The sequence below is a fragment of the Nocardioides silvaticus genome (assembly GCF_003160695.1).
GTDB lineage: Bacteria > Actinomycetota > Actinomycetes > Propionibacteriales > Nocardioidaceae > Nocardioides > Nocardioides silvaticus.
Genome location: NZ_QGDD01000002.1, coordinates 1 through 26,032 on the forward strand (window position 1 = coordinate 1; position 26,032 = coordinate 26,032).

General features: G+C 71.8%; 26 protein-coding genes. 16 read left to right on the forward strand and 10 right to left on the reverse strand.

The genetic code is table 11. From position 1 onward, the window contains the following. Nucleotides 1-175 precede the first annotated feature (175 nt). Nucleotides 176-640, reverse strand: coding sequence for a GNAT family N-acetyltransferase (locus tag DJ010_RS04820; RefSeq protein WP_342769468.1), 465 nt, complete (start codon nt 638-640; stop codon nt 176-178). 93 nt (nt 641-733) lie between these two features. Here DJ010_RS04820 and DJ010_RS04825 point away from each other — a divergent pair, with 93 nt between their 5' ends. Genes DJ010_RS04825 through DJ010_RS04835 form a run of 3 tightly spaced genes read left to right on the forward strand, consistent with a single transcriptional unit; the run spans nt 734 to nt 3,069 of the window. Next, nucleotides 734-1,195, forward strand: a complete 462-nt coding sequence (locus DJ010_RS04825; RefSeq protein ID WP_109692536.1) for an NfeD family protein — start codon at nt 734-736, stop codon at nt 1,193-1,195. An 11-nt stretch (nt 1,196-1,206) separates the two neighbouring features. Then, nucleotides 1,207-2,292, forward strand: a complete 1,086-nt coding sequence (locus DJ010_RS04830; protein WP_245927216.1) for an SPFH domain-containing protein — start codon at nt 1,207-1,209, stop codon at nt 2,290-2,292. A 3-nt stretch (nt 2,293-2,295) separates the two neighbouring features. Continuing rightward, complete coding sequence (locus DJ010_RS04835) at nt 2,296-3,069, forward strand: thioesterase family protein (protein WP_109692537.1); 774 nt, start codon at nt 2,296-2,298, stop codon at nt 3,067-3,069. A gap of 5 nt (nt 3,070-3,074) precedes the next feature. On the opposite strand, the gene nucS is transcribed toward DJ010_RS04835, so the two are convergent. Then, on the reverse strand, nt 3,075-3,764 hold the full coding sequence (gene nucS, locus DJ010_RS04840) for an endonuclease NucS (RefSeq protein ID WP_109692538.1): 690 nt from the start codon (nt 3,762-3,764) through the stop codon (nt 3,075-3,077). 88 nt (nt 3,765-3,852) lie between these two features. On the opposite strand from nucS, the gene DJ010_RS04845 reads away from it, so the two are divergent. Beyond that, entirely contained in the window at nt 3,853-5,028 is a 1,176-nt protein-coding gene (locus DJ010_RS04845; protein ID WP_109692539.1) for a 3-hydroxyacyl-CoA dehydrogenase NAD-binding domain-containing protein, read from the forward strand. Between the two features lie 72 nt (nt 5,029-5,100). On the opposite strand, the gene DJ010_RS04850 is transcribed toward DJ010_RS04845, so the two are convergent. Beyond that, nucleotides 5,101-5,604, reverse strand: a complete 504-nt coding sequence (locus DJ010_RS04850; protein WP_146207263.1) for a hypothetical protein — start codon at nt 5,602-5,604, stop codon at nt 5,101-5,103. A 140-nt stretch (nt 5,605-5,744) separates the two neighbouring features. Between DJ010_RS04850 and DJ010_RS04855 the strand changes: the two genes are divergently transcribed. Next, on the forward strand, nt 5,745-6,518 hold the full coding sequence (locus tag DJ010_RS04855) for an alpha/beta fold hydrolase (RefSeq protein ID WP_245927218.1): 774 nt from the start codon (nt 5,745-5,747) through the stop codon (nt 6,516-6,518). A 63-nt stretch (nt 6,519-6,581) separates the two neighbouring features. Continuing rightward, complete coding sequence (locus DJ010_RS04860; RefSeq protein ID WP_109692542.1) at nt 6,582-7,025, forward strand: DUF4189 domain-containing protein; 444 nt, start codon at nt 6,582-6,584, stop codon at nt 7,023-7,025. A 21-nt stretch (nt 7,026-7,046) separates the two neighbouring features. Here DJ010_RS04860 and DJ010_RS04865 read toward each other — a convergent pair whose 3' ends face one another. Then, nucleotides 7,047-7,583, reverse strand: a complete 537-nt coding sequence (locus DJ010_RS04865) for a CGNR zinc finger domain-containing protein (RefSeq protein ID WP_109692543.1) — start codon at nt 7,581-7,583, stop codon at nt 7,047-7,049. A gap of 39 nt (nt 7,584-7,622) precedes the next feature. Here DJ010_RS04865 and DJ010_RS04870 point away from each other — a divergent pair, with 39 nt between their 5' ends. From DJ010_RS04870 to DJ010_RS04880, 3 genes are read left to right on the forward strand one after another with little or no spacing between them, the layout of a single operon-like run. Continuing rightward, nucleotides 7,623-8,585, forward strand: coding sequence for an EamA family transporter (locus tag DJ010_RS04870; RefSeq protein ID WP_109692544.1), 963 nt, complete (start codon nt 7,623-7,625; stop codon nt 8,583-8,585). Between the two features lie 27 nt (nt 8,586-8,612). After that, on the forward strand, nt 8,613-9,146 hold the full coding sequence (locus DJ010_RS04875) for a SigE family RNA polymerase sigma factor (protein WP_211318662.1): 534 nt from the start codon (nt 8,613-8,615) through the stop codon (nt 9,144-9,146). Beyond that, nucleotides 9,146-10,261, forward strand: a complete 1,116-nt coding sequence (locus DJ010_RS04880; RefSeq protein ID WP_109692546.1) for a hypothetical protein — start codon at nt 9,146-9,148, stop codon at nt 10,259-10,261. Before DJ010_RS04875 ends, DJ010_RS04880 begins: the two co-directional genes overlap by 1 nt. Here the strand turns inward: DJ010_RS04880 and DJ010_RS04885 are convergent. The 5 genes from DJ010_RS04885 to ccrA form a co-directional block, all read right to left on the reverse strand. Then, complete coding sequence (locus DJ010_RS04885) at nt 10,242-11,519, reverse strand: glycosyltransferase family 39 protein (protein WP_158282933.1); 1,278 nt, start codon at nt 11,517-11,519, stop codon at nt 10,242-10,244. The two genes, DJ010_RS04880 and DJ010_RS04885, sit on opposite strands and share 20 nt — an antisense overlap. 212 nt (nt 11,520-11,731) lie before the next feature. After that, complete coding sequence (locus DJ010_RS04890) at nt 11,732-12,919, reverse strand: AI-2E family transporter (protein ID WP_109692548.1); 1,188 nt, start codon at nt 12,917-12,919, stop codon at nt 11,732-11,734. Then, a complete protein-coding gene (locus DJ010_RS04895; protein ID WP_109692549.1) occupies nt 12,916-14,115 on the reverse strand; it encodes a coiled-coil domain-containing protein in 1,200 nt (399 codons plus the stop codon). The genes DJ010_RS04890 and DJ010_RS04895 overlap by 4 nt, the downstream gene beginning before the upstream one ends. A 100-nt stretch (nt 14,116-14,215) precedes the next feature. Next, nucleotides 14,216-17,023, reverse strand: coding sequence for an efflux RND transporter permease subunit (locus DJ010_RS04900; RefSeq protein ID WP_109692550.1), 2,808 nt, complete (start codon nt 17,021-17,023; stop codon nt 14,216-14,218). 74 nt (nt 17,024-17,097) lie between these two features. Further along, entirely contained in the window at nt 17,098-18,438 is a 1,341-nt protein-coding gene (gene ccrA / locus DJ010_RS04905; RefSeq protein WP_109692551.1) for a crotonyl-CoA carboxylase/reductase, read from the reverse strand. Nucleotides 18,439-18,552: 114 nt separating this feature from the next. On the opposite strand from ccrA, the gene DJ010_RS04910 reads away from it, so the two are divergent. Genes DJ010_RS04910 through DJ010_RS04920 form a run of 3 tightly spaced genes read left to right on the forward strand, consistent with a single transcriptional unit; the run spans nt 18,553 to nt 20,784 of the window. Next, complete coding sequence (locus DJ010_RS04910) at nt 18,553-19,272, forward strand: LamB/YcsF family protein (protein ID WP_211318695.1); 720 nt, start codon at nt 18,553-18,555, stop codon at nt 19,270-19,272. Next, on the forward strand, nt 19,269-19,916 hold the full coding sequence (locus DJ010_RS04915; protein WP_109692552.1) for a 5-oxoprolinase subunit B family protein: 648 nt from the start codon (nt 19,269-19,271) through the stop codon (nt 19,914-19,916). Before DJ010_RS04910 ends, DJ010_RS04915 begins: the two co-directional genes overlap by 4 nt. A 7-nt stretch (nt 19,917-19,923) precedes the next feature. Then, the gene (locus DJ010_RS04920) at nt 19,924-20,784 is read left to right on the forward strand and encodes a 5-oxoprolinase subunit C family protein (protein WP_109692553.1); all 861 of its coding nucleotides are present in this window, start codon (nt 19,924-19,926) and stop codon (nt 20,782-20,784) included. Between the two features lie 5 nt (nt 20,785-20,789). On the opposite strand, the gene mce is transcribed toward DJ010_RS04920, so the two are convergent. Then, on the reverse strand, nt 20,790-21,236 hold the full coding sequence (gene mce, locus DJ010_RS04925; protein ID WP_211318663.1) for a methylmalonyl-CoA epimerase: 447 nt from the start codon (nt 21,234-21,236) through the stop codon (nt 20,790-20,792). Nucleotides 21,237-21,361: 125 nt separating this feature from the next. Here mce and DJ010_RS04930 point away from each other — a divergent pair, with 125 nt between their 5' ends. Genes DJ010_RS04930 through DJ010_RS04945 form a run of 4 tightly spaced genes read left to right on the forward strand, consistent with a single transcriptional unit; the run spans nt 21,362 to nt 26,010 of the window. Next, nucleotides 21,362-22,558 carry an acetyl-CoA C-acetyltransferase gene (locus DJ010_RS04930; RefSeq protein WP_109692555.1) on the forward strand — a complete coding sequence of 399 codons (1,197 nt, stop codon included), beginning with the start codon at nt 21,362-21,364 and terminating at the stop codon, nt 22,556-22,558. After that, on the forward strand, nt 22,542-23,516 hold the full coding sequence (meaB, locus tag DJ010_RS04935; protein WP_211318664.1) for a methylmalonyl Co-A mutase-associated GTPase MeaB: 975 nt from the start codon (nt 22,542-22,544) through the stop codon (nt 23,514-23,516). The genes DJ010_RS04930 and meaB overlap by 17 nt, the downstream gene beginning before the upstream one ends. 22 nt (nt 23,517-23,538) lie before the next feature. After that, entirely contained in the window at nt 23,539-24,648 is a 1,110-nt protein-coding gene (gene dxr, locus DJ010_RS04940; RefSeq protein WP_109692556.1) for a 1-deoxy-D-xylulose-5-phosphate reductoisomerase, read from the forward strand. 6 nt (nt 24,649-24,654) lie between these two features. Further along, nucleotides 24,655-26,010 (forward strand): M50 family metallopeptidase, encoded by a 1,356-nt coding sequence (locus DJ010_RS04945; RefSeq protein ID WP_109692557.1) that lies wholly within the window; start codon nt 24,655-24,657, stop codon nt 26,008-26,010. Nucleotides 26,011-26,032: the final 22 nt, after the last annotated feature.

A 26,032-nucleotide genomic window follows, 5' to 3' on the forward strand; every position in this document is an offset into this window, starting at 1 on the left:
GCACCATCCCCGCCGGCTGGTGCGAAGCCCACCACCTCGACCCATGGGCCAACGGCGGCAACACCGACCTCGACCGCGGCGTGCTCCTCTGCTCCTGGCACCACCACCGCGCCCACGACCCCACCCAGACCACCGAACACCTCCCCAACGGCGACATCCGCTTCCACCGACGGCCCTAGGCCAGGTCGGCTCCGAAGACCAGGGCCGGACCTCCGCGCTTCTCCACTTCACGCTCGAGGACGAGCCCGATCTTCGCGGCCACGCGCTGCGAGGGAGTGTTGTGCGGGCGGATGATCGCGATCAGGTGCTCGACACCAGCGGCGCGCGCAGCGTTCTTCACCGACTCCGCGGCCTCCGTGGCGTACCCCTGCCTCCTGAGGTCCGATCGGACGTGCCAGCCGACCTCGACCAGCCAGGTGCCCTCGACCTCCTGCAGGGTGAGGCCGCAGTCGCCGACGAACCCACCGTCATGCGTCTCGACGACCCACAGCCCGAACCCGTGTTCCTCGTAGTTGCGGCGGTTCCACGCGATCCAACCGGCGGGTCCGCGCGAGCCGCCGAGGTCCAGGCTCGCGATGTCCGGCAGATCGGAGTCGGTCATCTCGCGGAAGCGGAGGCGCGACGTCGGGAGCGGTAGCACCGCGCCACCGTACGCCGGACGTCTGGAGCCTGACCGTACCTCAGCGCGGCCTAGGCGCGGGCGCGACTGGGCCCGGGACACTAGGGTCTGAGCATGGACTGGTTGGGTGACCACCTCTGGGAGACGTGGCTCGGTGTCGCCATCGTGCTCGGGGTCGCGGAGATGCTGAGCATGGACCTGTTCCTGCTCATGCTCGCGGGCGGGGCACTTGCGGGCATGGGGACCGCCCTGGTCACCGACAGCGTCGTGGTGCAGGTCCTGGCCGCGGCCGGTGTGTCGCTCCTGCTGCTGGCGTCGGTCCGGCCGCCGCTGGTGAAGCGGCTGCACGGCGGTCCGGAGCTCGCCCTCGGTCCCGCCAGCCTGGTCGGCGCGCAGGCCGTCGTCACCGAGACCATCGCCCTGCACAGCCCGGGGCGGGTGAAGATCGGCGGCGAGAGCTGGCTGGCCGTCTCGCCCGGGGCCGAGTCCGGCATCGAGGCCGGCCGCACCGTCGAGGTCATCGAGATCGTCGGCGCCACCGCACACGTCCGACCCGTCTACGACACCCCTAGCTGAAGGAGCTCCCCGTGGTGATCTTGATCCTGCTCGCCCTCCTGCTGCTCTTCGTGATCGTCCTGGTCGCGAAGGCGATCCGCGTCGTGCCGCAGGCCTATGCCGGTGTCGTCGAGCGCTTCGGGAAGTACAAGGAGACCCTGCCGGCCGGCCTCAACTTCGTGGTGCCGTTCATCGACAAGGTCCGCTACGTGATCGACCTCCGCGAGCAGGTCGTGAGCTTCCCGCCGCAGGCCGCCATCACCGAGGACAACCTGACGGTCGACATCGACACGGTCATCTACTTCCAGGTGACCGACCCGATCGCCGCGACGTACGAGATCTCCAACTACATCGCCGCGATAGAGCAGCTCACGATGACGACCCTCCGCAACATCATCGGTGGCATGGATCTCGAGCAGACGCTGACGAGCCGCGAGTCGATCAACAACGGGCTGTCGGCGGTGCTGGACGAGACCACCGGTCGCTGGGGCATCAAGGTCAAGCGCGTCGAGATCAAGGGCATCGACCCGCCGCCGTCGATCAAGGACGCGATGGAGAAGCAAATGCGCGCCGACCGCGACAAGCGGGCGCTCATCCTCACCGCCGAGGGTCAGCGGCAGTCCGCGATCCTGACCGCCGAGGGCAACAAGCAGTCGGCGATCCTCAATGCCGAGGGTGAGCGCGAGGCCCAGATCCTCCGCGCCCAGGCCGAGCGCGAGGCGCAGATCCTGCGCGCGCAGGGCGAGGGCCAGGCGATCCAGACGGTGTTCCAGGCGATCCACGACGGGCAGCCCGACCAGGCGCTGCTGGCCTACCAGTACCTCCAGATGATGCCGCGCATCGCGGAGGGCGACGCCAACAAGGTCTGGGTCATCCCCTCGGAGATCACCAAGGCGCTCGAGGGTCTGGGCTCCTCGATCCACGAGATCGCCGGCATCCCCAAGGAGACCGGTGGTCCCGCGACCCGGGTCGACATGGGTCCCAGTGAGCCGATGACGTCGGTGCCGGAGACGGAGGAGGCGAACCGCGCGGTCCAGGAGGCCATCGCCGAGGCGCAGAGCGCGGCGCGGCCCGGCGGCCCGGCAGCCCCGACCGGCGACGAGCCGAGTCCCGAGTGACGCGTGGCTGACGCGTTCTACCTGTCCGCGACCGACGGCTCCTTCGACTCCCAGTACGCGACGTCGTCCGCCTGGGGCCCCGGCGTCCAGCACGGCGGGCCGCCGGCGGCGCTCCTGGCGCGCGCGATCGAAGCGTCGCCCGCGGCCGAGGGGCGGCTGATCGGCCGGATCACCGTCGACCTGCTCGGTCCGGTTCCGGTCGCGCCGCTGACCGTCACGACCAGCGTGCAGCGTTCGGGCCGCTCGGTGGGTCTCGTCGAGGCCGTGCTCACGGCCGAGCGACCGGTGGCGAAGGCGTCCGCCTGGCTGTTCCCGGCGGCCGAGGCGAAGGCCGCCGACGACCCGGCGGGGCCGGTGCACGGCCCGGGGGACGGGGCCCACCGGTCGTTCCCGGACACCTGGAGCGGCGGCTACCTCGACGCCACCGAGTGGCGGTGGGTGTCGGGGGAGGTGCACGAGGGCCGGGCGACCGCCTGGATGCGGCCGCGCGTCGCCCTCGTGGACGACGAGCCGTGGTCGCCGGTGCCGCGTCTCCTGGCCACGGCCGACTCCGCCTCGGGCGTCTCGTCGGCCCTCGACCCCGGCGAGTGGCAGTTCCTCAACACCGAGCTCACCGTGCACGTGCTGCGGCCACCGGTGGGCGAGTGGCTCTGCCTCGACGCCGAGACGACGCTGGCGTCGGGGAGCGTCGGGCTCGCCACGTCGTCGGTGTACGACGAGCAGGGCCTGGTCGCGCGCACGGCGCAGGCGCTGCTAGTCGCGCGGCGTACGGCCTAGGAAGCTCAGAACAGCCGGTCGGTCGGATCGTCGAGCCCCCGCAGGGCGTCGTAGTCCACCAGCGCGCAGGTGATGCCGCGGTCGCCCGCCAGCACCCGCGCCTGCGGCTTGATCTCCTGTGCAGCGAAGATGCCGCGCACGGGCGCCAGCAGGGGGTCGCGGTTGAGCAGCTCGAGGTAGCGGGTCAGCTGCTCCACGCCGTCGATCTCCCCCCGCCGCTTGATCTCGACGGCGACGCTCACCCCGTCCGCGTCGCGGCACATCAGGTCGACCGGGCCGATGGCGGTGGGGTACTCCCGACGCACGAGCGACAGCCCTGGCATCAACGTGCCCGGGTGCTCGGCGAGCAGCTCCTGGAGGTGCTTCTCCACGCCGTCCTTCTGCAGGCCGGGATCGATCCCCAGCTCGTGGCTCGAGTCGTGGAGGATCTCCTCGATAAGGATCCGCAGCGTGTCGGGCGTCGCCCCCTTCGCCGCCTTCGCCGTGACCGTCCACTCGGCGACGCCGTCCTCCGTCGTCCCCTCACGCACGGTGCACGGCGGCGACATCCAGTTGAGCGGCTTGTAGGAGCCACCGTCGGAGTGCACCAGCACCGATCCGTCGGCCTTGATCATCAACACCCGGGTGGCCATCGGGAGGTGGGCGGTGAGGCGGCCGGCGTAGTCCACCTGGCAGCGAGCGACGACGAGTCTCACGGTCGCCCAACCTACAGGGGCGCGGTCACCCGTCTCGCATAGTTACCAACGAGTACGAGTCCGCTCAGAATTTGTCACACTGCGTTACATGACGCTGACCAACGAGCAGATCTTCAGCACCCTGGTGCTGCCGTACCTGAACCACGCGGTGCGCATGTACGAGGCCTCGTACGCGTCCGCTCCCGACATCGACGCCGCGATGCGGTTCGGCTGCGGCTACCCCCAGGGCCCGCTGACCGTGATCGACGAGCTCGGCGCCGCCACCGTCCGTGACCAGCTCGCCGCGCGCTACGCCGAGACCGGCGACCACCTGCACCAGCCGGCTGAGCTGCTCGACCGGCTCGCCGACGAGGGCCGGACCTTCGCCGAGGAGGGCGCCGGCGGCGACGGTGCCGCGCCGGAGCTCAAGCACGAGATCACCAAGGTCGGCGTGGTCGGCACCGGCACCATGGCCTCGGGCATCGTCCAGGTCTTCGCGCAGGCCGGCTACGACGTCGTGTTCGTCGGCCGCGGCGACGACAAGGTCGCCGGCGTGGTGAAGTTCATCGACAAGGGCCTCTCCAAGCTGGTCGAGAAGGGCAAGCTCGACGAGGACGCCAAGGCCGCCGTGCTCGGCCGGCTCAGCGGCGCCACCGAGCGCGAGGCGCTCGCCGACGTCGACCTCGTGGTCGAGGCCATCGCCGAGGACCTCGAGATCAAGACGCAGCTCTACAAGGACCTCGACCGCATCTGCAAGCCGGGTGCGATCCTCGCGACGACCACGTCCTCGCTGCCCATCACCAAGCTCGGCGAGGCCACCAACCGCCCCGAGTCGGTCATCGGCATGCACTTCTTCAACCCGGCGACGATCATGAAGCTGGTCGAGGTCGTCACGACCGTCGACACCGACGCCGACGTCAACGAGACCGTGCTGGCGCTGTGCGCGAGAGTCGGCAAGGTCGCCGTCTCCTGCAGCGACCGCAGCGGCTTCATCGTCAACTGCCTGCTCTTCCCCTACCTCAACGACGCGGTGACGCTCCTGGAGTCCGGCGCCGCGACGATGGACGAGATCAACGACGCGATCAAGGAGCAGGCCGGCTTCCCGATGGGACCGTTCCAGCTGCTCGACGTGGTCGGCAACGACGTGTCGCTGGCCATCCAGCAGGAGCTCTACGCCGAGTTCAAGGAGCCCGGCTTCGCGCCGGCCCCGCTGCTGGAGCAGAAGGTCGCCGAGGGCGCCCTGGGCCGCAAGACCGGCAAGGGCTTCCACGACTACGGCGCCTGAGCCGAGCGCGTCGTACGACGAAGCGGCCCCGCACCCGTTCCGGGTGCGGGGCCGCTCTCGTGGATCGAGGTGCTACCGGCCGCGGCGCGGCGGGCAGGCGTAGCCCGAGTCGACCGTGCCCTCGCCGCGGACGGCCTTGCGAGCCTTGCGCTGGGCGACGATCGGGCCGAGCGACTTGCCGACCGCCCACTCGACCAGGTTGCCGTCCTTGACCCGCCAGGCCACGGCGACGCAGCCGCCCTGGTTGTAGGCCTTGCGGCCCTCGGGAGACTTGCAGGCGTCGCGGTGGCCCTCGTTGACCGGCCGGTTCTTGCAGTGCGCGAAGGCCGACTGCACGGCCTTCTTCTTGCTGCCCCACTGCTTGTTCTGGGTCCAGCCGCTGCGCAGCGTCTCGGTGTTGAACGAGATGGCCGCCCAGCACTTGTAGGGCATGCAGCCGGGGGCCTTGGCGCTCACCTGCACGGCGGCCACGCGGGTGGGCGTGACCGAGGTGGCGGGCGCGGCCAGCAGCGTGCCGCCGAGCACGAGTGCGGCGGCCAGCGCGAGCATGGCGCGGACGTACGAAGCGGTTCGCAAGACTTCTCCCCCAATGTCGGGTGCAGTGTTCGGGTGCCTGACCTGAGGCTCCATCTTGACCCATGACGGCGTTCTGCGCAGGAAGAGGGGTGGTGTGTCCGCTGGCTGACCCCTCCCGCACGCCTGGAAGACTGGTCCTCGTGCCGCTCCACACCACGTCGTACGGCGACCACGGCAGCCGGATCGTCTTCTGCCACGGCCTCTTCGGCCAGGGGCGGAACTGGACCCAGCACGCGAAGGCGCTGTCGGCCGACCACCGGGTGCTGCTCGTCGACATGCCCGACCACGGCCGCTCCCCGTGGAGCGAACGGTTCAGCTTCCTCGACGCCGCCGACCAGGTGGCCGAGCTGCTCGACGCCGACGACCCGGTCGCCCTCGTCGGGCACTCGATGGGCGGCAAGACCGCGATGGCGCTCACGCTGCGGCACCCGGAGCTGGTCGAGCGGCTCTGCGTGGTCGACGTGGCGCCGGTGGCCTACCGGCACGCCTCCGAGTTCGTCGGCTACATCGACGCCATGCTGGCGATCGACCTCGACGCGCTCGCGGAGCGCAGCGAGGCCGACGCCGCGCTCGTGGAGGCGGTGCCGGACCCGACGGTGCGAGGGTTCCTGCTGCAGAACCTGCGCCGCAGCGGCGACGAGTGGCACTGGCAGCCCAACCTCGAGCTGCTGCGCGATGCCATCGGTGAGATCGGCGGCTGGCCCGAGGCGGAGCTCGACGGGATGGCGCCGTACGACGGCCCGGTGCTGTGGATCGGCGGCGCCCAGTCCCGCTACGTGCAGGACGACCACGCCGACGCCATGGAGCGGTACTTCCCCAAGGTCCGCCGGGTCACCGTGAAGGGCGCCGGTCACTGGGTGCACTCCGAGCAGCCGAAGGTCTTCCTCGAGGTGCTGCGCAGGTTCGTGGACTGAACCTCGGGTGAACCGTCGGGAATCCAGGTGTACGGCGTCGGAGGCTGGGGTAGACAGGCGTCCATGACAACCTTGACGCGGACTCTCCGACTGTTCTCCATCTCTGCTGTTGCCGCCATCGTCGCCCTGGGCGTGATGGTCGCCTCGCCCACCACCTCGAGCGCTGCGCCCGCCGCCGACTCGCAGCGTCAGGTGCGCAACCTCTACGGCTCCATCGCCATCAGTGTCGACCAGGCATGGGGCATCTCCTACAACTACCGCACGAAGCGGGCCGCCAAGTCGAAGGCCAAGCGGGAGTGCAAGGCGAACTCGCAGTACCCCGGTCGCTGCACCGTCACCGTCTGGGTGCGCAACGGCTGCGCCGCCACTGCGGTCAAGGTCAACCAGGACGGCTTCGTGACCCGCTACGCCTCCGACTTCGCCCGTACCCGCGCCAAGGCCAAGCGCGACGCGCTGAAGAAGCTCTCCCGCCCGAAGAAGATCATCGCGTCGACCTGCACCAGCTGATCGACCCGATCCGACCGTGAGTCAGTTCGCGGCCTGCCGTGCTCGGTAGGCCGCGACTGCATTTCGGTTGCCGCACGCCGTCGAGCAGAACCTGCGGGACCGGTTGCGCGACAGGTCGAGCACGAGGCCCTCGCAGTCGTCATCGGCGCAGATGCCGAGCCTGGAGAGCTCGTCGGCCCGGATCACGTCGACCATCGCCATCGCGGTCTCGACGATGATCCGGTCGGCGAGCGGACGGTCGGGCGCCACTGCGTGGAGGTGCCAGTCGTAGTCGTCGTGGCGCTCGAGCTGGGGGAGCGCCTTGGCCTGGAACAGCATCGCGTTGACCAGCTCCGCCGCTCGGTCGCGATCGGCCGTCAGCAGCTCGCGCAGCTGCGGCAGGATCGCCCGTACGGCATCGAGCTCGGCCTGGTCGCCGTCGTGCCGGCCGGTGTAGCCGTGGTCCGACAGGAACGCCGCGAGCTCCTCGGCGGTCGTCAGCGAGACCGGCTCGAGGTCGGAGTTCACGAGGGTCACCGCCGACTGCAGCGCGACGGCGGTGTCATGAGCAAAAACCACGTTGACAGGTTACCGCACGCACCGATAGCGTCATGAGTCATGGCGACGATGACTAATGACGCACCCGTAGCGGTGCCGCGGACCGCGACGGGGTTCGCGGTCGCGATGCTGTCCGCCGTCTCGTTCGGCCTGTCCGGCGCACTGGCCTCGCCGCTGCTCGACGCCGGTTGGAGCGCGGGAGCCGTCGTGCTGCTCCGGATCGCGGGCGGGGCCCTCGTCGTCCTCCCGTTCGGGCTGGTCGCGTTGCGCGGCCGCTGGGAGCTCGTGCGGCGCAACCTCCCGGTCGTCCTGCTGTACGGCGTGCTCGGCGTGGCGGGGGCGCAGTTCTGCTTCTTCGCCGCCCTCGACCATCTCGAGGTCGGCCCGGCGCTGCTCATCGAGTTCACAGCGCCGGCAGCCGTCGTCGTCTGGCTCTGGCTGCGTCACCAGGAGCGTCCGGGCCGGCTGACGATCGGCGGCGCCGCCGTCGCCGCGGTCGGCCTGCTGCTGGTGCTCGACGTGGTCGCCGGCTTCGGCCTGCACCCCGGCGGCGTGGCGTGGGCCTTCGGGGCGATGGTCGGGTGTGCGGCGTACTTCGTCATCTCGGCCGACGAGGGCAACGGCTTGCCGCCGATGACGCTCGCCGCAGCCGGGCTCGTGGTCGGGGGAGCGGTGCTCGGCCTGCTCGCCCTGGTCGGCCTGCTCCCGATGGACGTCGAGGCCACGACGGTGGAGTACGCCGGCATCGACGTGTCCTGGTGGGTGCCGCTGCTGCTGCTCGGCCTGTTGACCGCCGCCCTGTCCTACGTCGCCGGCATCACCGCCGCCCGGATGCTCGGGTCGCGGCTGGCGTCGTTCGTCGCGCTCTCGGAGGTCGTGGCCGCCGTGCTGTGGGCCTGGGTGCTCCTCGGCCAGCTCCCGGGCGCCTGGCAGCTGGTGGGCGGTGTCCTCATCGTCCTCGGCGTGGTCGGCGTCAAGCTCGGCGAGAAATCCGCGGTCGAGGTGCAACAGATCCCGGTCTGACGGCGTGAGTCGTGCGTGGATGTGGGAGTGACCGATCGCGCGACCGCGGCTGAGCCAGGGTTCGACGCGTGGGTCGAGGCGCGGGTGCCCGCGCTGTTGCGGTTCGGCTACCTGGTGACCGGCTCGCAGCAGGCGGCCGAGGACGCCGTGCAGTCGGCGCTGGTGAGCGCGTGCGAGAAGTGGTCGCGCATCAGCCGGCGCGACGACCCCGACGCCTACGTGCGCCGGATGGTCGTCAACGCGCACATCTCGGCCTGGCGGCGCAGCGGACGGCGCGAGTCGCCCGTCGCCCTGGTGCGGGACGCGACGGTCACCGACCCGGCGCAGCGGGTCGTGGAGAACGACGCGGTCTGGCGGATGTGCTCCGCGCTGCCCCCGCAGCAGCGCGCGGCGGTCGTGCTGCGGTTCTACGAGGACCTCGAGTACGCCGAGATCGCGACCATCCTCGACGTCGCCGAGCCGACCGTGCGCTCCCACGTCCACCGGGCGCTCGCGGCCCTGCGTCGCGAGCTGGACAGCGTCGACGGCGTCGACAGCGCTGATAGTGCGGAGGAGTCGTGATGGACGAGCAGGAGCTGCGAGCGACGTTGCGGACGAGCCTCGAGCGGCACGCGGCCGAGGCCGACGTGACCGCACCGGTCGCGGACCGGGCGCGGGGGGAGGTGCGGCGGCGTCGCCGCACCCGCTGGAGCGTGGTGGGCGCCGCGGCGGCGGTCGCGCTGGCCGTGGGCGGCGCCGCCGTCGCGACTGGCGGGGATGATCCGGCGCAGGGGCCCTCGACGGTCGACGAGGGTTCGGCGGACGTGACGCCGACGAGCACCGACGAGTGGCGCACCGAGTACTGGGGCGGCGTCGCCGTCGACGTTCCCGCCGACTGGGGGTACGGCGGTGCGCCCTTCGACGACGGGACGGCCTGCTATCCGGAGGCGATGATCGGTCCTGACGGGCGCCGGTTGCGAACGTCCGGCGACCGTGGATGGGTCGGACGGCCGATCGGTGCCACCGACGTGTGCGCGCTGGTCCCGAACGCGTGGGAGCCGTCGGCCCCGTACGCCTGGCTGGGCGCCGGCGTCGAGCCAGGGACGTACGAGTACGACAACGGCTACGTCCAGGAGACGATCGAGGTCGAGGGAGTGACCGTCACCGTCGGGACGACCGATGCCGGTCTCCGCTCGCGGATCCTCGCCACCGCCCGCGGTGGCGAGCCGACCCGTTGCCAGCACACCTATCCCGGCGTGCCGGAGGCCACGACCGGGTTCTTCGACTCGGGCGACGACGGTCCGCCGTACGCCTGGGTGTGTGCCTACCGCGTGGTGGAGAGCCCGAATATCGTCGAGGACGGCACCTTCCGGCTCTCCTACGCGGCCAAGGTGGCTCCCGAAGCGGCCGCCGACGCCCTCGCCGCGCAGGACGCGGCGCCGGTTCAACAGGTCGACTGTGACTACCAGCCGCACGAGTTCGTCGTGCTCGCCACCGGTGTGCCCGGCGACACCTACACCCGCACCGTCTACGAGACCGGTTGCGCCGGAGGCACGGTCCACCTCGTCGGCGGCGCCAAGGAGATGGTTGCTGCGGGCGTGAAGCCCTGGGCCCACAACGGCATCCCGGCCGTGGTCTACGGACCGACGGGCGGCAGGGGCGCGATGATCGACTCGTTCATCGGGCCGCAGGGCTGAGGCTCGGGCAGGTGAAGAGCGTGACGACGAAGTGGCGGTCGGTGGTCACCGGCTCGGACCGGCACCCCAGCTCGCGCAGCCGGTCGGCGGCACGGTCGTTGCGGGTGCCGTAGACGAGGACGCGCAGGCCGTCGACGTCGACGCCCTTGATCGTCTCGGCGTCACGGATGGTCGGGAAGAACGGGTCCAGCTCGGGGTCGGGGTCCGCGGAGATGTCGACCTCGTCCTCGAACGGTTCCGGGTAGGCGGCCGCGATGCTGCGCGCCTTCGGCACGGTGAAGTAGACGGCGTCGGCGTCGACCTCCGCCGCAGTCGCGCTGAGCCGGCGCAGGTCGTCGGGCTTGGCGCTCTCCCCGCGCTGCGCGACCAGGATCGGCACGACGACGGCCAGTCCCGCGACCGCGGCGACCGCCGGCGTCCACCTCGGCAGCGCGAACGCGCCGACCGTGGCGGCGATCGCGTAGGCCGGGACGGCGAACGTGACGTAGCGCGGGTGCATGCCGCCGTCGGCGACGACGGCACAGACGACGGCCACGACCGTCGGCACACCGCCCCACAGGGCGAGCACCGAGGGCAGCCAGCGCCGACTCTTCCGCCAGAGCTTCGCGATGCCGAGGAGGGCGAACGCGATCAGCCCGATCGCGAACACCCACCGCAACCAGTCCGGGTCGGCCGCCTGCCCGCTGGCGAGCTGGTTGAGCAGCATCCGGTCGCCGGAGTAGTTGGTGTCGGTCAGCCACGCGACCTGGTCGCGCTGGCTCCAGGCGACCAGGCCGATCGGCACGCCGGCGATCGCGGTGCCGACCGCGGTGAGGGTCCACGGGACCCGGCCCTTGGGGAAGCCGACCATCACCGCAGCGCCGTGCCCCACGACCAGCAGCGCCAGGTAGAGGTGCCAGCAGCACGCGAGCACGCAGACGGCGCCGTAGAGGACCCAGTCGCGCGGGCGCTTGCGGTTGCGGCAGGCGTTCTCCAGCGCCAGCGTGGCGAGTACGGCGAACGCGGCCGACCAGGCATAGCTCCGGCCGTCGAGCGCGGTCCAGGCGAGCCCGGGCGCGATGCCGCAGACCAGGCCCGCCGCGACCGCGGTGCGCAGCCGCTGGTGCCGCGCGACGAGCAGCACGACGGCCGCGGCGGTGACCCCCACGCCGAGCGCGCTGAACGCCCGCACCGCCTCGATCGAGTCGCCCGCCAGCAGGCTCCACCCGCGGAGCGCCACGTAGTAGGCGCCGTGCACGGCGTCGATCTCGCGCAGCACGGTCCAGGTGTCGCCGAACGGCCGCTCCAGCAGGCTGAGTGTGACCGCCTCGTCGTACCAGATCGTCGGTCGCCCGGCCCAGGCCAGCCCGAGGGCGGTCGCGACCAGGCCGGTGACCAGCGCGGAGAGATGGCGCCTGCGGAGCCCGGCCCCCTCCGTGTCCGCCTGCTGGTTCGCGCCGAAGTTCTGACGCGGTCGGGGCCGGGCCGGCCTCAGCGCAGGTCCTGCTGCTTGACGACGACCTCCCTGATCACCAGCAGCACCGCGGCAGCCGCGGGGATCGCCAGCAACGCGCCCACCACACCGAGCAGCGCGGTGCCCACGAGCGCCGCGATCACGATGACGGCACCCGGGAGGTCGACGGTGCGACCCATCACCCGCGGGTAGATCACGTAGTTCTCGACCTGCTGGTAGACCACGTAGAAGATGACCGCCGCGATGCCGCTCTTGACGTCGGTGGCGAACGCGATCGCGCACACCACGACGGCACCGAGGGTGGCCCCGATCATCGGGATCACGTCGAGGACGGCCACCACGAAGGCGAGCGCGACGGCGTACTCCCGGACCTCGGTGAACGACAGGAAGATCAGCGAGGTGATGCCGGCGCAGAGGGCGACGACGAAGGCACCGGAGACGTAGCCGCCGATGTTGCTGATGATCTTGTCGCCGAGCTTCTCGACCCGGTCGCGCCGGGAGGCCGGGGCGAGCCGGTAGACCGCGTGGGTGGTGGTCTTGAGCGAGGCGAGGAAGTAGAGCGTCAGGACGATGATGATGAACGCGTTGAAGAGCGCCGAGACGATCTTGAGCCCGAAGCCGAGTGCGCCGCCGAAGAGAGTGGAGATGAAGTCGCCGTCGGTGACGAAGGCCTTGGCCTTGTCGACGATCTCGTACTCCTCGTTGAGCTCCTGGACCCGCTTGTTCTCCTCGAGCTGGTCGAGCCAGATCGGCGCGTTGTCGGTGAGGGTGCGGATCTGGTCGGCGATGACGGGAACGATCGCGACGACGAAGAGCGCGAGCATCCCGAGCGCCGCCACGATGACGAGGGCGCAGGCGTAGGAGCGCCGGATGCCGCGCCGTTCGAGGAACTCGACCGACGGGTTCAGGCCGGCGGCGAGGAAGAACGAGACCACGACGAGCATCAGCACCGAGCCGATGCCGATCAGCGCCTGGAACAGCCAGTAGGCGAGCAGCAGCCCGAGGCCGCCGACGAAGCCGAGGTAGAACGGCGACTTCCGGTCGAAGGGCGCGCCGAGCTCGCCGTACGGCAAGGCGGACGCGGGTACGGCGGCCGCGCCGTCGACGAGGGCGCCCTCGTCGACGACAGCGCTCTCACCAGCCTGCTGGCCGGCGGTGGACTCACCCTCCCCCTGGGCGGCCGTCCGCCGCCGGCCGAAGCTCAACTCTTGTCCTCGGAGTCGTTCGCGTCGAAGCCGGCCACGAGCTCGGCGAGCGAGGCGAGCTGGGCGGTGATGGCGTCGCGGCGCTTGGTGACGCGCTCGAGCTCGGCGCGGGTGGCGGCCAGCTGACGCTGCGCCTCGGCCTCGCCGCTGCTGGTGATCGCGTCGGCCTGGGTGCGCGCGGAGGCAACGATCTGCTCGGCCTCGCGGCGGGCCCGGCTGACCAGTGCCTCGGACTCCGCCTGGGCGGCGGCACGGTTCTCGGTCGCCTGCCGGGACGCCTCGGCCGCGCGCTGCTCGGCGCTCGTCGCCCGCTGCTCGGCCTCCTCGACCAGGCGCCGGGTCTCGGCGACCGCGGTGTTGTGGTGGTCGGTGGCCTCGCGGGCGAGCCGCTCCTTCTCCACGGCGAGCATCCGGCGGGCCTCCTGGACCTCGCGGTCGGCTGCGGCGCGGGCCTGCTCGACCTCGCGCTGGATGGCACTGCGCAGCTCGCTGGCCTCCTGCTCGGCGGCGAGGCGGAGCTGGTCGGCCTCACGCTTCGCGGCCGCGCGCTCGTCGGCCGCCGTGCTGCGCGCCAGCGCGAGCTCCTGCTCGGCGTCGGCCAGCAGCCGGGTGCGGTTCTCCTCCAGCTCGCGCAGCTGCACCGCGCGCATGTCCTCGGCCTCGCGGGAAGCCTCGGCCCGGATCGCCTTGGCGTCGCGGGTGGCCTGGTCGAGGATCTCGGCGGCGTCGCGCTCGGCGCCCGCACGGATCTCGTCGGCCTCCTCCTCGGCCAGGCGCAGCATGGCGCTCGCCCGGCCCCCCAGACCGGCGTACGACGGGTTGTCCGTCTCCGCGAGCTCTGCCTTCGCCTTGGCGAGTGCCTCCTCGAGCTCGATGACCCGCTGCTCCGACTCGGTCAGGCTCGCTCCGAGCGCCGCCTTCTCGCTGGCCAGCTGACGGATCTGGGCGTCCACCGCCGCCTGGTCGTAGCCACCGCGGCGCACCACCGGCAGGGCTGCCGTCGAGGCTCCCGGCGGGCCCGCCGGGGCCGGCCGCGGTGGCGCGGCGGGCGGGGGCGACGCGGGGGTCGAGGGGGCGGACGGGGTCACGGGCATCACCTGGGTCGCTTCGTTGTCGGGTGGGGAGCTCTTCGGGTCGGCGTCGGCCGGGTTCCGGCCGGGCTCGTCGTCGAAGATGGACAGACCTTGGTCGCTCATGCGGGGGAGGCTCACTTTGCGGTCGGGTAGTGCGGAGTCCGGTCCATGATCGCTGATCGGTTCGCGAATCCCCACCCCCCACCCACTGTTTTCGGGCTCGTCACCTCGCCGAGATCGGGGCGGCCGGGGAGAGGTCGGGCAGCTCGAGCGCGACGGCCAGGTCGTGGTGGAGCGCCTCGGCCCCCGAGTAGCGGCGCATCGGGTCCTTGCTGAGCGCGAGCCGCAGCACCCGGTTGGTGGCGAGCGTCAGCGGTTCGCGGCCGGGCAGCTGCGGCACCCGCTCGGTCCGGTGCGCCTCGCGCACCGCCTCCAAGGTGGACCCGCTGAACGGAGGCTCGCCCGTGGCCGCCGTCCACAGCAGGCAGCCGAGGGCGTAGACGTCGGCGGCGGGTGTGGGTCCCAGGAACGGCTCCGGCGGTGCGTAGGCCGGGTCGGGTCCGATGGCACGGGTCGGCGGCGTGAGGATCGCCTGCGGTCGGCTGCTTTCGGGCTGGAGGATCACCGCTCCCGGACGGATCTCGCCGTGGGCACCGCCGGGCGGCGGGTGGTCGGCGAGCGCCCGGGTGATGTCGGCGACGGCCTGCACCGCGGCCCGGAGCGGGAGCGGACCGGTGGCGCGCAGCTGCTGACCGAGGTCGCTGCCGAGGACGGGCGCGGCTGCGGGCGGCGGTGGCGACGGTGCCGGGGGTGGCGGGGGCGGTGGGAGCGGCGATGACGGAGGGAGCGCCGGGGGCGGCGGCAGGGCACCCGTGGCGAGCCCGGCGGGTGCGAGGTGTGCCGTACCCTCGCGGAAGCCGTGGCGTTCCCACCAGCGGCGCAGCGGCTCCGGCGCCCACCAGTTGAGGCGGCCGAGCAGGGCCATGGTCGCCGGCACCATCAGCGCGCGGACGATGGTGGCGTCGACGACCAGCGCGACCACCATCCCGACCCCGAGCATCTTCATCAGCACGATGTCGCCGGTGGCGAATGCGCCGATGACGACACCGAGCAGCAGCGCCGCCGAGGTGATGATCCGTCCGGTCGACTGGACGCCGCTGGCGACGGCGAGCTCGTGGTCGCCGGTCGCGTCCCACCGCTCGCGCACCCGCGACAGCAGGAACACCTCGTAGTCCATCGACAGCCCGAACAGGATCGCCAGCATGAGGATCGGGTTCGTCGCCTCGAGGAAGCCGGGCGAGGTGAAGCCGAGCAGGCCGGAGAGGTGGCCGTCGTTGAAGATCCAGGTCACGACGCCGAAGGAGGCGGTGATCGAGAAGGCGTTCATCACGATCGCCTTGACCGGCAGCACCAGCGATCCGAAGGCGACGAACAGGAGCACCATCATCACCACGAGCACGATGCCGCCCATGAGCGGTAGGTGACCGTGCACGGAGGCGATCAGGTCGACGGTGTCGGCGGTGAGGCCCCCGACCAACGCCGTGCCGGTCTCCGGCTCGATGGCGCGCAGGTCCTCGACGATCTCCTGTGACGCCTCGGACTGGCTGTTGCCGTCCCAGACCACCCGCACCAGCGCGTCCTCGCCGTCCTGGGAGAGGACCACCGCCTGGCGGACGCCCTCGACGTCCTCGGCGGCGGCGACGTACGACGACACCGCGGCGGCGTCGGTGTCCTGCAGCACGGCCGACGCGATCGAGGTCTCGGGCCCGAACGCCAGCAGCTTGTCCGCCGCGATCCGCGACGGCGCGTCCTCCGGCAGGATCCGGTGGTCGATGCCGCCCCACCTCGCGCCGAGGAACGGGGAGGCGATCGCGAGCAGCACGACCGCCGTGACCGCGAGCACCGCGACCGGGTGCCGCATGACGCCGCGGGCGAGGCTCGCCCAGCGGCCGTGGTCGCCGCCCGGCTCGGGCATCTCCCACGTGCGGCGCCACGGGAGCCGCCCGGAGTCGATCCGGCGGCCGAGCAGCACGAGGATCGCGGGAAGCACCGTGATCGCGGCCAGCATCGCGATGAGGACCGCCGCGATGCCGCCGTACCCCATACTCCGGAGGAAGACCTGCGGGAAGACCAGCAGGCTCGACATCGACGCGGCGACGACCAGGCCGGAGAACATCACCGTCCGGCCGGCGGTGGCCAGGGTGCGGGCCACGGCCTGTCGGGGCGTGGCGGGGTCGTCGGGTGGCAGCAGTGCGAGCTCCTCGCGGAACCGACTGACGATGAACAGCGAGTAGTCGACCGCGAGCCCGATGCCCAGCAGCGAGATGACGTTGATGGAGAACATCGAGACGTCGGTGAAGAGCGTGAGCAGCCGCATCACGGCAATCGAGGTGAGCAGCGCGATGATGCCGAGCAGGGCCGGCATCGCCGAGGCGGTCAGGCTGCCGAAGATGAGCAGCGCCAGGAGCACGACGAGCGGCAGGGAGAGCAGCTCGGCCTGCTTGAGGTCCTCCTCGGTGATGACGTTGACGTCGGCGTGCGCGGGGTAGAGGCCGGCGAGGTCGGTCTCGAGCCCGGTGGCGTGGAGCAGCGGCTCGATCTCGTCGTAGTTGTCGAGCTGCTCGTTGAGGCTGTCGCCCGCGAGCGAGACGTGCACCTGCACGGCGTGACCGTCGGGGGAGCTGATCCACGTTTCCGGCGGCGCGTCCACCGCCGGCGACGTGCGCACCACCTCCGACCGGTCGTCGAGGCGGAGGACGACCTCCTCGACGGCGATCTGGAAGTCGGCGTCGTCGATGCCCAGGTCGTCGCTGGAGTAGATCGCGATGACGTCGGGCGCGTGGTTGCCGAAGACCGACCGCTCGACCTCGGCGGCGCGCTGGCTCTCGGACGCGGCATCCTCGAAGCCGCCGCGGCCGAGCGAGTCGAAGACGCCCGCGCCGTAGACCGCCGCGCCGATGACCACCAGCGCGGCGACAGCGAGCACCAGCCGGGCGTGATGCCCGACGACACCGGCCCAGCGGTCGACCACGACCGCAATCTAGTGGCGAAACGCCCCCTGCGCGTCCGCCTTCCGACGGATCGCAGGGGGCGTGACGGGGTGCGTCAGACGCCGCGGAAGAGGTTGATCTTGTCGAGGTGCTGCTCGCGCAGCTCCTCGTTGAGCACGCCGAGACCCTCCTGCGGGGCGAGGGTGAGCACGCCGACCTTGCCCTGGTGCAGGTTGTGGTGGACGTCGAGCGCGGCCTGGCCGACGTCCTCGAGCCGGTAGGTGCGCGAGAGGGTGGGGTGGATCTTGCCCTGCGCGATGAGACGGTTGGCCTCCCACGACTCGCGGTAGTTGGCGAAGTGGCTGGAGATGATCCGCTTGAGGTTCATCCACAGGTAGCGGTTGTCGTACTCGTGCAGGTAGCCGGTGGTCGACGCGCAGGTGGTGATGACGCCGCCCTTGCGGGTGACGAAGACCGAGGCGCCGAAGGTCTCGCGGCCGGGGTGCTCGAAGACGATGTCGATGTCCTCGCCGCCGGTGAGCTCGCGGATGGCCTTGCCGAGGCGCAGCCACTCCTTCGGGTTCTGCTGGGTGCCGTCCTCGTTCCAGAACTTGAAGTCCATCTCCGAGCGGTTGATGATCTTGTCCGCGCCCATGTTGCGCACGATCTCCGCCTTCTCCTCGTTGGAGACCACGCAGATCGGGTTGGCGCCGCCGTTGAGGGCGTACTGCGTCGCGAAGCCGCCGAGGCCGCCGGACGCGCCCCAGATCAGCACGTTGTCGCCCTGCTTCATGTTGCCGCCGTTGGCGGAGACCAGCTGGCGGTAGGCGGTGCAGTTCACCAGGCCGGGGGAGGCGGCCTCCTCCCAGGTGAGGTGCTCGGGCTTCGGCATCAGCTGGTTGGCCTTGACCATCGCCACGTCGGCGAGCCCGCCGAAGTTCGTCTCGAAGCCCCAGATCCGCTGCGAGGAGTCGAGCATCGTGTCGTTGTGGCCGTCGGGAGACTCGAGCTCGACCGACAGGCAGTGCGCGACGACCCGGTCGCCCGGCTTCCACTTGGTCACGCCCGCCCCGACCTTGAGCACGACGCCGGACAGGTCGGAGCCGACGATGTGGTAGGGCAGGTCGTGGCGCTTGGCGAGCTCCGACTCGCGGCCGTAGCGCTCCAGGAAGCCGAAGGTGGAGACCGGCTCGAAGATCGAGGTCCAGACGGTGTTGTAGTTGATCGCCGACGCCATCACGGCCACGAACGCCTCGCCCGGACCGAGCTCGGGAAGCGGCACGTCCTCGACGTGGATCGACTTGCGCGGGTCCTTCTCCTTCGAAGGCACGCCCTCGAACATGTCGACCTCGTCCTTGTGGACCGTCGCGGCCCGGTACGACTCGGGCAGGTCGAGGTTCGCGAAGTCCTCCGAGGTGGTTCCTTCGGCGAGGATGGCGTCGAGGATGTGCTGCACGGATTGGCTCCTGTGGTCGTGGTCTGAAGCGGCCGGGACGGAAGATACCCGTCGGTAACCCTCCGATGACGACAGTGTGGCAGGCGTCTCAGCGAGGATAAGGGCGTGGCCGAGGTGCTGGAGATCGATCTCAATGCCGACGTGGGCGAGTCCTTCGGGCGGTGGACGCTGGGCGACGACCCGGCGCTGATGCCGTTCCTGACCAGCGCCAACGTGGCCTGCGGGTTCCACGCGGGCGACCCGCTGACGCTGCGTCGTACGTGCGCGAGCGCGGTGGAGAACGGCGTGACGATCGGCGCCCAGGTCGCCTATCGCGACCTGGCCGGTTTCGGCCGGAGGTTCGTCGACGTGCCGCCCGACGAGCTGGCCGCCGACGTGCTCTACCAGGTCGCCGCCCTCGACGGCATCGCCCGCGCGGTCGGCGGCGGGGTCGCCTACCTGAAGCCGCACGGCGCGCTCTACCACGCGGTCGCCGCGCACGAGGGCCAGGCGCGGGCGGTGGTCCAGGCGGTCGTCGAGTACGGCGGCATGCCCGTGCTCGCCCAGCCCGGCTCGCTCCTCCTGAGGATCGCGGCCGAGGCCGGGCTGCCCACGGTGACCGAGGGCTTCGCCGACCGCGGCTACCGGCCCGACGGCACGCTGGTCCCGCGCGGCGAGCCGGGTGCGGTGCTCGACGCCCCCGCGTCCGCTGCTGAGCAGGCGGTCCGCCTGGCCCGCGCCGGTGAGGTCCGCTCGCTCTGCATCCACGGCGACTCCCCGGGCGCGCCCGCGATCGCCGCCGCCGTCACCGCGGCCCTCCAGGACGCCGGGGCCACCCTGCTCCCGTTCGCATGAACGTCCTGCCGTACGGCGACCGCGCCCTGCTCCTCGAGCTCCCCGACACCGCCGCTGTCGTCACCTGCCTCGACACCCTCCGCGCCGACCCCGCCCTCACCGACCTGGTCGACGATCTCGTCCCCGGCGCCCGAACCGTGCTGCTGGTCGCCCGCCCCGGTGTCGCCCTCGACCGACTGCGGGAGGTCGCCACAGGGGCGATAGTCCCTGACGAAAAGCACCTGGATCGGCCCGATCAGGGTGCTTTTCGTCAGGGACTATCCACCGCGCCGATCGAGATCCCGGTGGCGTACGACGGGCCCGACCTGGGGGAGGTGGGGCGGCTGACGGGGCTGGGGGAGGACGGGGTGGTGGCGGCGCACACGGGGACGGCGTGGCGGGTGGCGTTCGGGGGGTTCGCGCCGGGGTTCGCGTACCTGGTGGGGGGCGACCCGCGGCTGGCGGTGCCGCGGCGGGAGAGCCCGCGCACGCGGGTGCCGGCGGGGGCGGTCGGGCTGGCGGGGGAGTTCAGCGGGGTCTACCCGCGCGCGTCGCCGGGCGGCTGGCAGCTGATCGGTCGCACGGAGGTCGCGATGTGGGACCTCGACCGCGACCCGCCGGCGCTGCTCGCCGCCGGCGCGACCGTCCGGTTCGTCGAGGCATGACCGCGGCATGACCGCGCTGCTGGTGCGTCGCGCGGGGTTGGCGCTGGTGCAGGACGCCGGCCGGCCGGGGCAGGCCGCGATCGGCGTCGGCCGGTCGGGCGCGGCCGACCGCTCGTCGTACGCACTGGCGAACCGGCTGGTCGGCAACGCCGCCGGAGCCGCCGCGGTCGAGGTGACGCTGGGCGGCCTCGAGGTCGAGGCGGTCGCCGGCACCGCGTGGGTCGTCGTCACCGGGGCGCCGGCGCCGCTGCTGCTCGACGGCCGCCCCGAACCGGCCGGCGCCGTCCTCGCGCTGCGCCCCGGTGCCCGCCTCGCGCTCGGTCCACCGCTGTCGGGCCTGCGCTCCTACCTCGCCGTCCGCGGCGGCGTCGACGTGCCGGCCGTCCTCGGCTCTCGGTCGCGGGACACCCTCGCCGGCCTCGGCCCGGAGCCGCTCGCCGGAGGCGTCCGGCTCGCGGTCGGGCACGCCGCCGCCGAGGACATCCGGGTGGACGCCGTCCCGCCGCAGGAGTACGACGCCCGCCCGGTGCTCCGGCTCGTCCGCGGGCCGCGGGACGGCTGGGTCCGCGACGTCGGCGTGCTCACGACGACCGCCTGGACCGTCGCCCCGGACTCCGACCGGGTCGGCCTTCGCCTCACCGGGGCCCGGCTCGAACCGGCCGCCGACCTGCCGTCGGGCGGCCAGCTGCCCAGCGAGGGCGCCGTGCGCGGCGCGATCCAGGTCCCGCCCGGCGGGGAGCCCGTCGTGCTCGGCCCGGACCACCCGGTGACCGGCGGCTATCCCGTCGTCGCCGTCGTCGTCGACGCCGACACCGACCGGCTCGCCCAGCTGCGGCCGGGGGAGCAGGTCGGGTTCACCTGGGACTGAGCGGGTCAGTGGTGGGCGTCGACGGCCGGCTCGACGAGCTCGACCAGCACCCCGCCGGCGTCCTTGGGGTGGATGAAGTTGACCCGGCTGTTCGAGGTGCCGCGCTTCGGCTCGTCGTACAGCAGTCGCAGCCCGCGCTCGCGCAGCGTCGCGCTCACGGCGTCGATGTCGGCGACGCGGTAGGCCAGCTGCTGGAGACCGGGCCCGCTGCGGTCGAGGAATTTGCCGATGGTCGAGTCCGGGGAGAGCGGCGCGAGCAGCTGGATGCAGGAGTCGGTGTCACCGACGCGGACCATTGCCTCGCGGACGCCCTGCTCCTCGTTGGTCTCCTCGTGGGCGACGGTCATGCCGTAGGTCCCGGAGTAGAACGCGATCGCCTCGTCGAGGTCGGGGACCGCGATGCCCACGTGGTCGATGGCGGTGAAGAGGTGCTGCACGTCGCTCAGGCTCATGTCGGTCATTGTGCCCATCGGGCGGTGTGACGCGGGCCTCACCTACCCGCCGTGGACCCCTCTGCCGGTCGGCGCTACCCGCGAGTATCGTCGCCAGGGTTCATCCCTTTCTTCACGGAGGCCACATGTCCGACAACCCCAGCGTCATCGTCGCCGGCGCTCGTACGCCGATCGGCCGCCTGAGTGGCGGCCTCAAGAGCCTGTCCGCCGCGGACCTGGGTGGCGTCGCCATCAAGGGCGCGCTGGAGAAGGCGGGCGTCGGCCCCGACCAGGTCGACTACGTGATCATGGGCCAGGTCATCCAGGCCGGCGCCGGCCAGAACCCGGCCCGCATGGCCGCGCACAAGGGCGGGATCCCGATGAACGTCCCGTCGATCACGATCAACAAGGTCTGCCTCTCCGGCCTCAACTCGATCGCGCTCGCCGACCAGCTGGTCCGCGCCGGTGAGGTCGACGTGGTCGTCGCCGGTGGCATGGAGTCGATGACCAACGCCCCGCATTTCCTGCCGAAGTCCCGCGAGGGCATCAAGTTCGGCGACGTGAGCCTGGTCGACTCGATGGCCTACGACGCGCTCTTCGATCAGTTCACCCAGCAGGCGATGGGCCTGCTCACCGAGGAGTGCAACGCCGCGGCCCAGAACCTCACCCGTGACGAGCAGGACGAGTTCGCCGCCCAGTCGCACCAGAAGGCGGCCGTCGCCTGGAAGAACGGCACCTTCGACGACGAGGTCGTCCCGGTCGAGATCCCGCAGCGCAAGGGCGACCCGGTCGTCGTCCGCGAGGACGAGGGCGTGCGCGGCGACACCACCGCCGAGTCCCTCGGCAAGCTGCGCCCGGCGTTCTCCAAGGAGGGCACCATCACCGCCGGTTCCGCCTCGCAGATCTCCGACGGTGCTTGCGCCGTCGTGGTGATGAGCAAGGCCAAGGCCGAGGAGCTCGGCCTGCAGTGGCTGGCGGAGATCGGCGCGCACGGCCAGGTCGCCGGCCCCGACTCGACCCTCCAGCTGCAGCCTGCCGCGGCCACCGCGAAGGCCTGCGAGAAGGAGGGCATCGCCCCCAGCGACCTCGACCTCGTCGAGTTCAACGAGGCCTTCGCCGCGGTCGGCATCTCCTCGGCCCGCGAGCTGGGTCTCGACAACGCCAAGGTCAACGTCAACGGCGGCGCGATCGCCCTCGGCCACCCGGTCGGCATGTCCGGCGCCCGCGTCGTGCTGCACCTCGCGCTCGAGCTGCAGCGCCGCGGCGGCGGTGTCGGCGCGGCCGCGCTGTGCGGTGGCGGCGGCCAGGGCGACGCCCTGATCGTGCGTGTCCCGCAGGGCTGAGACGCCTGACGAGCTGGTCGCCCGGGCCCGCGAAGGCGAGGCCCGGGCGATCGGCCGGCTGATCTCCCAGGTCGAGGACGACGCTCCGCAGCTGCGCGAGGTGATGGCGGCGCTGGCGCCGCACGCCGGCGGCGCCGACCGCGCCGACCGCGGTGCCCACGTCGTCGGGCTGACCGGGTCCCCGGGGGTCGGCAAGTCCACCTCGACCAACGCGCTCGTCGCCGAGCTGCGGCGCCGCGACCTGCGGGTCGGGGTGCTCGCCATCGACCCGTCGTCGCCGTACTCCGGCGGCGCCCTGCTCGGCGACCGGATCCGGATGTCCGAGCACGCGACCGACCCCGGCGTCTTCATCCGGTCCATGGCCGCTCGCGGCCACCTCGGCGGGGTCTCCCGCGCGACGCCGCAGGCGCTGCGGGTCCTCGACGCGGCCGGTTTCGACGTCGTCCTCGTCGAGACCGTCGGCGTCGGGCAGAGCGAGGTCGAGATCGCCCGGCTCGCCGACACCACGATCGTGCTGCTCGCCCCCGGCATGGGCGACGGCATCCAGGCAGCCAAGGCCGGGATCCTCGAGATCGGCGACGTCTACGTCGTGAACAAGGCCGACCGCGACGGGGCCGACCAGGTCAGGCGCGACCTGCGCTCGATGCTCGCCCTGGCCGAGCGCCGCGAGGGCGCGTGGAAGCCACCGATCCTCAAGACCGTGGCCTCCGAGGGCACCGGCGCGGCCGAGGTCGTCGACGCCGTCGACGCCCACCGGGCCTGGGCGGAGGAGAGCGGCGAGCTGGGCCGCCGCAGGGTCCGTCGCGCCCGCGACGAGATCGAGGCGATCGCGATGGCCGCGCTGCGCGAGCGTTGGGGTGCGGTCGACGAGGGGGGCCGCATCGACGAGCTGGCCTCCTCGGTGATCGCGGGTGACGCCGACCCCTACGCGGCCGCCGACCGATTGCTCGGTGAGTGAACCGATCGGCGATGATCTCCGCGTGAGAGACGTCGTCATCCTCGGCTCGACCGGGTCGATCGGCACCCAGGCGCTCGACCTGGTCCGGGCCAACCCCGACCGGTTCCGCGTCGTCGGCCTCACCGCGGGCGGCAGCAACCCCGAGCTCTTCCAGCGGCAGGTCGCCGAGGTGACCGCGCGGCACCCGGCAGCGTTCTCGGGACTCGGCGAGGAGGCGTCCGTCGAGGCCGCCGGGCTGCCCTGCGACGTCGTGCTGAACGGCATCACCGGGGCCGTCGGGCTCCGGCCGACCCTGGCTGCGCTGGAGGCCGGGCGGACGCTGGCGCTGGCCAACAAGGAGTCGCTCATCATCGGCGGCCCGCTGGTCAAGGACCGCGCGCGACCCGGTCAGATCGTGCCGGTCGACAGCGAGCACAGCGCGATCGCGCAGAGCCTGCGCGGCGGCAGCCGCGAGGAGGTACGACGCCTCGTGCTGACCGCGAGCGGCGGCCCGTTCCGGGGTCGTACCCGCGCCGAGCTGGCCGAGGTCACGCCCGAGCAGGCCCTCGCGCACCCGAACTTCGCGATGGGCCGGGTGATCACCACGAACTCGGCGACCCTGGTCAACAAGGGCCTCGAGGTGATCGAGGCGCACCTGCTCTTCGACGTGCCGTTCGACCGGATCGACGTGGTCGTCCACCCGCAGCAGCTCATCCACTCGATGGTCGAGTTCACCGACGGAGCCGTCGTCGCGCAGATCGGCCTCCCGACGATGCTGGTGCCGATCGCGCTGGGGATGTCCTGGCCCGACCGGGTCCCCGACGCGGAGACCCCGGTCGACTGGACCGAAGCAGCCGACTGGCGGTTCGAGCCGCTCGACGACGGCGCGTTCCCTGCGGTGGTGCTGGCGCGCGAGGCGGGGAGTCGCGGTGGCACCGCGCCCGCGGTCTACAACGCGGCCAACGAGGTGTGCGTCGACGCCTTCCACGAGGGCCAGCTGCCGTTTCCGGGAATCGTCGACGTGATCGGCACGGTGCTCGCGGACCACGACGTATTCTCGGGGGAGCAGCTCACGCTCGACGACGTCCTCGCCGCCGACGCCTGGGCACGCGATGCCGCAGCCCGCACCATCGACACCTTGCGAGGAACCTGACCGACCGTGGACGCCCTCCAGTACGCCATCGGCTTCACGCTGTTCTTCATCGGGATCCTCGTCTCGATCGGCCTCCACGAGGTCGGCCACATGCTGCCCGCCAAGAAGTTCGGTGGGAAGGTGACGCAGTACTTCATCGGCTTCGGGCCCACGGTGTGGAGCAAGCAGGTCGGCGAGACCGAGTACGGCCTCAAGGCGATCCCGCTGGGCGGCTACGTCAAGATCGTCGGGATGCTGCCGCCGGGGGCCGACGAGCTCGCCGACGAGGTGACCTACGACGAGCAGGGCCGGCAGGTCACCCGGGTGCGCAAGTCCAACACGGGCATGTTCACCCAGCTGATCTCCGACGCGCGCGCGGCGGAGTGGGAGCAGGTCGGCCCGGAGGACGCCGACCGCCTCTTCTACAAGATGCCGTCCTGGAAGAAGGTCGTCGTCATGGCCGGCGGCCCGTCGGTCAACATCCTCATCGCGTTCTTCCTCTTCGCGACCCTGTTCTGGACCTACGGCAACCCCTCCGACCTTCGGACCACCACCACCCTCGACGAGGTGCAGGCCTGCATCGTCCCGCCCGAGGAGTCCGGTCGCGTCTGCACGCCGGAGGAGGTGCGCGACCAGCCGACGCCGGCCTACCAGGTCGGGCTCGAGGTCGGTGACCGGATCGTGTCCTTCAACGGCGTCGAGACCGACGACTGGAGCGAGATCCAGCAGCTGATCCGCGACAACGACGACGGCGTCGCGACCATCGTGGTGGAGCGCGACGGCGAGCTGCTGACCAAGACCACCAAGACGACGGTCACGCCGCGGATCATCGACGAGGACGCCGACCCCGAGCCGGTCGGCTTCCTCGGCGTCCGGCCGAGCCAGGAGACCATCACGGGCGGCCCGCTCTACACGATCGAGCAGATGGGCGGCATGACCGTCGACGTCGTCAAGGCGCTCGGCACCCTGCCCGTGAAGGTGTTCGACGTCGCCCAGGCCGTCGTCGGTCTCGAGGACCGCGACCCCGAGGGCCCGGTCAGCATCGTCGGCGGCGGCCGGCTCGCGGGTGAGGTCGCCTCGCACGACGAGACCGACCTCACCGAGAAGGTGGTCTTCTTCACCGGCCTCCTCGCCGGCTTCAACTTCTTCATCGGGATGTTCAACTTCCTCCCGCTGCTCCCGCTCGACGGCGGTCACATCGCCAGCGCGCTGTGGGAGGGTCTGCGGCGCCGGTTCGCACGGCTGCGCGGCCGTCCCGACCCGGGCTACGTCGACGCCGCGAAGCTGCTCCCGGTGGCGTACGTCGTGGCTTCGGCCATGCTGGTGATGGGCGTCGTGCTGATCGTGGGCGACCTGGTCGTCCCGGTCCGCCTCGAATCCTGATCGGCCACCTCCCGGAAGTACC

Excerpts from the sequence above, each read along its gene's own strand:
- DJ010_RS04845 (WP_109692539.1), top strand. The coding sequence starts at position 3,853 with ATGACGCTGACCAACGAGCAGATCTTCAGCACCCTGGTGCTGCCGTAC.
- DJ010_RS04825 (WP_109692536.1), top strand. The coding sequence starts at position 734 with ATGGACTGGTTGGGTGACCACCTCTGGGAGACGTGGCTCGGTGTCGCC.
- DJ010_RS04860 (WP_109692542.1), top strand. The coding sequence starts at position 6,582 with ATGACAACCTTGACGCGGACTCTCCGACTGTTCTCCATCTCTGCTGTT.
- DJ010_RS04930 (WP_109692555.1), top strand. The coding sequence starts at position 21,362 with ATGTCCGACAACCCCAGCGTCATCGTCGCCGGCGCTCGTACGCCGATC.
- DJ010_RS04880 (WP_109692546.1), top strand. The coding sequence starts at position 9,146 with ATGGACGAGCAGGAGCTGCGAGCGACGTTGCGGACGAGCCTCGAGCGG.
- DJ010_RS04895 (WP_109692549.1), bottom strand. The coding sequence starts at position 14,115 with ATGAGCGACCAAGGTCTGTCCATCTTCGACGACGAGCCCGGCCGGAAC.
- DJ010_RS04870 (WP_109692544.1), top strand. The coding sequence starts at position 7,623 with ATGGCGACGATGACTAATGACGCACCCGTAGCGGTGCCGCGGACCGCG.
- mce (WP_211318663.1), bottom strand. The coding sequence starts at position 21,236 with ATGAGCCTGAGCGACGTGCAGCACCTCTTCACCGCCATCGACCACGTG.
- DJ010_RS04920 (WP_109692553.1), top strand. The coding sequence starts at position 19,924 with ATGACCGCGCTGCTGGTGCGTCGCGCGGGGTTGGCGCTGGTGCAGGAC.
- DJ010_RS04915 (WP_109692552.1), top strand. The coding sequence starts at position 19,269 with ATGAACGTCCTGCCGTACGGCGACCGCGCCCTGCTCCTCGAGCTCCCC.